General features: G+C 61.2%; 1 protein-coding gene. It reads left to right on the top strand.

From position 1 onward, the window contains the following. Nucleotides 1-260: hypothetical protein (locus tag ACNEUN_RS06300; protein ID WP_463631586.1), on the top strand; the 260-nt coding region annotated here is incomplete at both ends.

Genomic DNA, 260 nt, shown 5'->3' with positions numbered 1-260 from the left:
CATCACCGATGGTTTCGCACCGCCCCCGAAATCGCCCGATGCGGTGACAGTGATTGCCTCCGGCACGTTGCCGACCGACTATACGGTTCAGACCGATGGGGTGGTCATCAGCAATGGTTCGACGATCCCGGGCAGCGCCAGCATCAACATCGAACTGAGTCTCGACGACGCCAAGGTCACACGAAGCCCGACTGCCGCGAATCCGCTTCCGATTGCCGTCACCCTGTCGGAGGATTTCACTGTGAGAGGACCTCCCGTCC

Source organism: Gardnerella sp. C0684A1, from assembly GCF_055326835.1.
This window is presented reverse-complemented; position numbering and strand designations above follow the sequence as displayed.